Source organism: Mycobacterium sp. E2238 (assembly GCF_001672665.1).
Lineage (GTDB): Bacteria > Actinomycetota > Actinomycetes > Mycobacteriales > Mycobacteriaceae > Mycobacterium.
Map to the genome: position 1 here is coordinate 1 of NZ_LZKF01000212.1, position 5,229 is coordinate 5,229.

The 5,229-nt window shown below is 68.4% G+C and carries 6 protein-coding genes; 3 read left to right on the top strand and 3 right to left on the bottom strand.

The genetic code is table 11. The features are described 5' to 3' along the window. The coding region (locus A5711_RS19570) for an isocitrate lyase/phosphoenolpyruvate mutase family protein (protein WP_197520831.1) at window positions 1–283 on the top strand (283 nt) is incomplete at its 5' end. A 73-nt stretch (window positions 284–356) separates the two neighbouring features. On the opposite strand, the gene A5711_RS19575 is transcribed toward A5711_RS19570, so the two are convergent. Then, window positions 357–797, bottom strand: a complete 441-nt coding sequence (locus A5711_RS19575; RefSeq protein ID WP_067949425.1) for an Hsp20/alpha crystallin family protein — start codon at window positions 795–797, stop codon at window positions 357–359. A gap of 227 nt (window positions 798–1,024) precedes the next feature. Between A5711_RS19575 and nirB the strand changes: the two genes are divergently transcribed. Next, window positions 1,025–3,604 carry a nitrite reductase large subunit NirB gene (gene nirB / locus A5711_RS19580; protein ID WP_082953525.1) on the top strand — a complete coding sequence of 860 codons (2,580 nt, stop codon included), beginning with the start codon at window positions 1,025–1,027 and terminating at the stop codon, window positions 3,602–3,604. Beyond that, window positions 3,601–3,957, top strand: coding sequence for a nitrite reductase small subunit NirD (gene nirD, locus A5711_RS19585; protein ID WP_067200568.1), 357 nt, complete (start codon window positions 3,601–3,603; stop codon window positions 3,955–3,957). The genes nirB and nirD overlap by 4 nt, the downstream gene beginning before the upstream one ends. Here the strand turns inward: nirD and A5711_RS19590 are convergent. After that, a complete protein-coding gene (locus tag A5711_RS19590) occupies window positions 3,954–4,406 on the bottom strand; it encodes a hypothetical protein (protein WP_067949428.1) in 453 nt (150 codons plus the stop codon). The genes nirD and A5711_RS19590 overlap by 4 nt on opposite strands. A gap of 73 nt (window positions 4,407–4,479) precedes the next feature. Beyond that, the coding region (locus A5711_RS19595; RefSeq protein WP_067949430.1) for a sirohydrochlorin chelatase at window positions 4,480–5,229 on the bottom strand (750 nt) is incomplete at its 5' end.

The window sequence follows — 5,229 nt, forward strand, 5'->3', positions numbered from 1 at the left end:
CAAGGACGGCGACGACGCGGACCGTGTCGAGCGGGCGATCGCACGGCTGACGGAGGCCGCGGACGCGGGCGCCGATGTGCCGTACCCGGTGGGCCGGCACGATCCGGAGACGTTGCGCCGCTTGGCCGCAGAGCTGCCGTTGCCGGTCAACGCGATCGCGCTGCCCGATCAGGACGACCCGGCGTCCTTCGGGCCGCTGGGTGTCGCCCGGATCAGCTTCGGCCCCTTTTTCCAGGCCGCGCTGGCGGCCCGGGCCGGGGAATTGCTGGCGCGCTGGCGCTGATCACGGCGGAAATGGTTGCGCGGCAGAGAAATCCGGCGGGGTCGGTGGACCCCGCCGGATAGTCGCCCACCTCTTACTTGGTGATCTCGATGCGCCGCGCCTGGCTCCCCGCATAGGCGCCGGTGACCCGCACGGTCAGCACGCCGGCGTCGTAGGAGGCCGTGATGGCGTCGCCGGTGACGTGGGCCGGCAGCTGGAACGACCGGCGGAAGGATCCATAACGCACCTCACGCAGCGTCCGCCCGTCCTTCTCCTCCGCGTGCTCGTCACGGCGTTCGCCGTGGATCACGAGTCGGCCGCGGTCGACCTCCACGTTGACGTCCTTCTCGACGTCAACGCCGGGAAGCTCGACACGTACGATCGCGTCGTCGCCGTCCTTGACGATCTCGGCGGCGGGGTTGAAACCGCTGGTCACTGGCTTGTACCAGTCCGACGCGGCGGCGGGGCCGAAGAAGTCGCGCAACCACCGGTCGGTGTCCCAGGCCGGTCGCGACCACAGTGCGAGGTTACTCATGGGGATCTCCTTGTACTTCCTTGAGCTTTGTTGTGGGTTTGCTGTGCCCGGCGCCCTTACGGCCGGTCATAACGAGAAACATGAGTCGACCACGCTAAAGTTCCACCTAGGCGTTCGCCTTGGGCGAACGAATATTCACAGGGCTCCCTGTGAGTTGTGAGATCCTCGTCATAGGACCGTCACATTGGGCGAAATCGCGGTAATTTCTGGCCGCTAACCTCAAAGCCATGGCTGCAGACGGGATTTCGCGTGCTCAGTGTGCGGGCGGTCACATCGTCGTAGTCGGGCACGGCATGGTGGGACACCGGCTCGTCGAGGCGCTCCGGGCGCGTGACGCCGAGGGGCTTTGGCGCATCACGGTTTTGGCTGAGGAGGCCGACGCGGCTTACGACCGCGTTGGCCTCACCTCGTACACCGAGAGCTGGGATCGCAAGCTGCTGGCGCTGCCGGGCAACGACTACGCGGGTGACGATCGGGTTCGGTTGGTGCTGAACGCTCGCGTCACCGAGATCGACCGGGAAGCGAAGTCGGTTGTTACGGCCGACGGGCAACGGCATGGCTACGACACGTTGGTGCTGGCCACCGGGTCGTATGCGTTCGTTCCGCCGGTGCCCGGCCACGACCTGGCGGCGTGCCACGTGTATCGCACGCTGGATGACCTCGACGCCATCCGGGCAGACGCCCAGCGCACGGTCGAGGCTGGTCGCACCCCGGCCGGCGTCGTGATCGGCGGTGGTCTGCTGGGTCTGGAGGCCGCTAATGCGTTGCGCCAGTTCGGCTTACAGACGCACGTCGTCGAGATGATGCCGCGCCTGATGGCCCAGCAGATCGACGAGGGCGGCGGCGCCCTGCTGGCCAAGATGGTCGGCGACCTGGGCATCGCGGTGCACGTCGGCACGGGCACGGAGTCGATCGAAACGATCGACCACGGCGACGGAGTGTCGTCGGTGCGGGTGCGCCTGACCGATGGCGAGGTCATCGACGCCGGGTTGGTCATTTTCGCGGCCGGCATCCGGCCGCGTGACGAGCTGGCCAGGGCCGCGGGTTTGGAACTTGCCGAGCGCGGCGGCGTGCTTACCGACTTGGCTTGCCGCACAAGCGATCCGGACATCTATGCGGTCGGCGAGGTCGCCGCGATCGGCGGCAGGTGCTACGGCCTGGTGGGGCCGGGATACACCTCCGCCGAGGTGGTGGCCGACCGCCTGCTCGACGGCGCCGCGGAGTTCGGCGAAGCGGACCTGTCGACCAAGCTCAAGCTGCTCGGTGTCGACGTGGCCAGCTTCGGCGACGCGATGGGCGTGACCGAGAACTGCCTCGAAGTCGCCATCAACGACGCGGTCAAGAAGACCTACGCCAAACTGGTGCTGTCCGACGACGCGAAGACCCTGCTCGGTGGCGTTCTGGTGGGCGATGCCTCGTCGTACGGGGTGCTGCGGCCGATGGTCGGCAGCGAGCTGCCGGGCGATCCGCTCGCCCTCATCGCCCCGGCTTCCGGCGAGGCTCCCGCGTTGGGAGTCGGCGCGCTGCCGGACTCCGCGCAGATCTGCTCGTGCAACAACGTCACCAAGGGCGATCTGAAGTGCGCCATCGCCGACGGCTGCGCCGATGTGCCCTCGCTCAAGTCGTGCACCGCGGCCGGCACGTCGTGCGGCTCGTGCGTGCCCCTGCTCAAGCAGCTGCTGGAAGCCGAGGGCGTCGAACAGTCCAAGGCGCTCTGCGAGCACTTCAGCCAGTCGCGGGCGGAGCTTTTCGAGATCATCTCGGCCACCGAGATCCGGACCTTCTCCGGCCTGCTGGAGCGCTTCGGCCGCGGAAAGGGCTGCGACATCTGCAAACCCGTGGTCGCGTCCATCCTGGCCTCCACCGGCTCGGACCACATCCTCGAAGGCGAACAAGCCTCGTTGCAGGATTCCAACGACCACTTCCTGGCCAACATCCAGAAGAACGGCAGCTACTCGGTGGTGCCGCGGGTGCCGGGCGGGGACATCAAGCCCGAGCACCTGATCCTGATCGGCCAGATCGCGCAGGACTTCGGTCTCTACACGAAGATCACCGGCGGCCAGCGGATCGACATGTTCGGCGCCCGGGTCGACCAGTTGCCGGAGATCTGGCGCCGGCTGGTCGACGGCGGCATGGAATCCGGGCACGCCTACGGTAAGGCGCTGCGCACCGTGAAGAGCTGCGTCGGCACCGACTGGTGCCGGTACGGCCAGCAGGATTCGGTGCAGCTGGCGATCGACCTGGAGCTGCGCTACCGCGGCCTGCGGGCGCCACACAAGATCAAGATGGGCGTCTCGGGTTGCGCGCGGGAGTGCGCCGAGGCGCGTTCCAAGGACGTCGGCGTCATCGCCACCGAAAAGGGCTGGAACCTCTACGTCGGCGGCAACGGTGGCATGACGCCCAAGCACGCCCAGCTGTTGGCCAGCGACCTGGACACCGAGACGCTGGTCCGCTACGTCGACCGGTTCGTCATGTACTACATCCGGACCGCCGACCGGCTGCAGCGCACGGCCCCGTGGGTGGATTCGCTCGAGGGCGGCCTCGACCACGTGCGCGAGGTCGTCTGCGAGGACTCGCTGGGCCTGGCCGACGAATTCGAGGCCGCAATGGAGCGGCATGTGCAGAACTACAAGTGCGAGTGGAAGGGCGTGCTCGACGACCCGGACAAGATGTCGCGTTTCGTCTCGTTCGTCAACGCCCCCGACGCCGTCGACTCGACGGTGGAATTCACCGAGCACGCCGGGCGCAAAATCCCGGTGTCCATCGGCATGCCGAAGATCCGTACGGGAGCTGGAGAGGAATCATGACACTTCTCAACGATATTCAGGTGTGGACGACGGCCTGTGAATACGACCGGCTCATCCCGGGCCGGGGCGTCGGAGTGCTGCTCGACGACGGTTCCCAGGCGGCGTTGTTCCGGCTCGACGACGGCTCGGTGTACGCGGTGGGTAACGTCGACCCGTTCTCGGGTGCGGCCGTGCTCTCCCGCGGGATCGTCGGCGACCGCGGGGGCCGGGTGGCGGTCCAGTCACCGATCCTCAAGCAGGCCTTTTCGCTGGAAGACGGTGAATGCCTGGACGATCCGAACTTCTCGGTGCCGGTGTACCCGGCGCGCGTCACCGCCGACGGCTTCGTCCAGGTCGGTCGGATCGCCGCCTAGCGGGTGATATCGCCGACGAGGTAGCGCTGCATCGTCGGGCCGATGGCGTCGACGATCGCGTCGACCGACATCGAATGCAGCGGCTCGGAGCGAATGCCGTAGCGCATGATGCCCAGGCCCACCAGTTGCGAGGCGCACAGCGAGGCCCGGGTGGCTACCTTGTCGGCACCCAGAATCTTGAGCAGCGGGCCGAAAACCGGCCCGATGAACATGCTTTGCACGGTTTCGGCGGTCTTGGCCATCCCGGTGGAAGCTATCGCGCTGGCGGCGAAGGGGCCGCCGCCGGCGGCGTCCCACGTGGTGATCAGCATGCGTAGCGTCTGACGGCCCACCTGGTTGACCCCGCCGGTGACGATTCGGTCGATGAATTCCGGTGTGCCGAACGGCAACCGCAGCATCTTGGCTACCGGGTCAAGCAGCCCGTGCGATGGCTCTTCGCGGCGGGGCATGCTGTCAGGATCGCCCGTATCGAAGTAAAGAGCAAGCGTCGCCGCCCCCGGCGCGTCTCGCCGGCCGGTGCTGTTAAGCCACCGGATTCGGCCGCATGACGCGGTCGTGGACCAACCGCTGCGCGGCCGGTCGCCGCGAAGCGTGCCGGGCGGTGGGCGCGAGCACCGGCGGCATGGCCCGGCGGAATCGGCTGGCGATCAGGCGCGCCAGCCCGGGATGGGTCCCCAGCGGCCGGCTGACCAGGTCGGCGCCGCAGGCGTGCAGCCGTTCCTGGAACAGGCCGTCGGCCAGCAGGTAGGAGGCGACCACGACGCGCGCGTTGGGCGCGTGGCGCCTCGCCTCGTCCACCGCTTCCGGCAGTTGCGGATCCCCGGTGGCCGCGAAGCCCAGGCTCACGCGCGACCCGGTCAGCGCCGACACCAGGGTGGCGGTGGTGTGCAGGTCGGCGCGCGCCCTGGCGTCCGATGTTCCCGCCGCCGCGAGGATCACCGAATCACCGGGCCGCCAGCCGCATTTCACCAACTGGTCACCGACGATCCGGGCGACCTGGCCACTGGGGCCCAGCGCCGGCGTGACGATCGCGTTCGGGTGGCCGCTCAGCTCGACGTGGGCCGGCAGGTCGGCACGGACGTGATAGCCGCGCGACAAGAACGCCGGCAGCACGATGGCGGGCCGGCCGGTCGCCCTCGCCCGCGACAGCACCTCGCTGGGGGTGGGGCCCAGCACGTCGACGAACGCGACCTCCACCGGCCGGCCCGCAAGCGAACTGGCTTGCGCGGCAAGCTCTTCGACCATCGCCACACCCTCGGGCCTGCGAGTGCC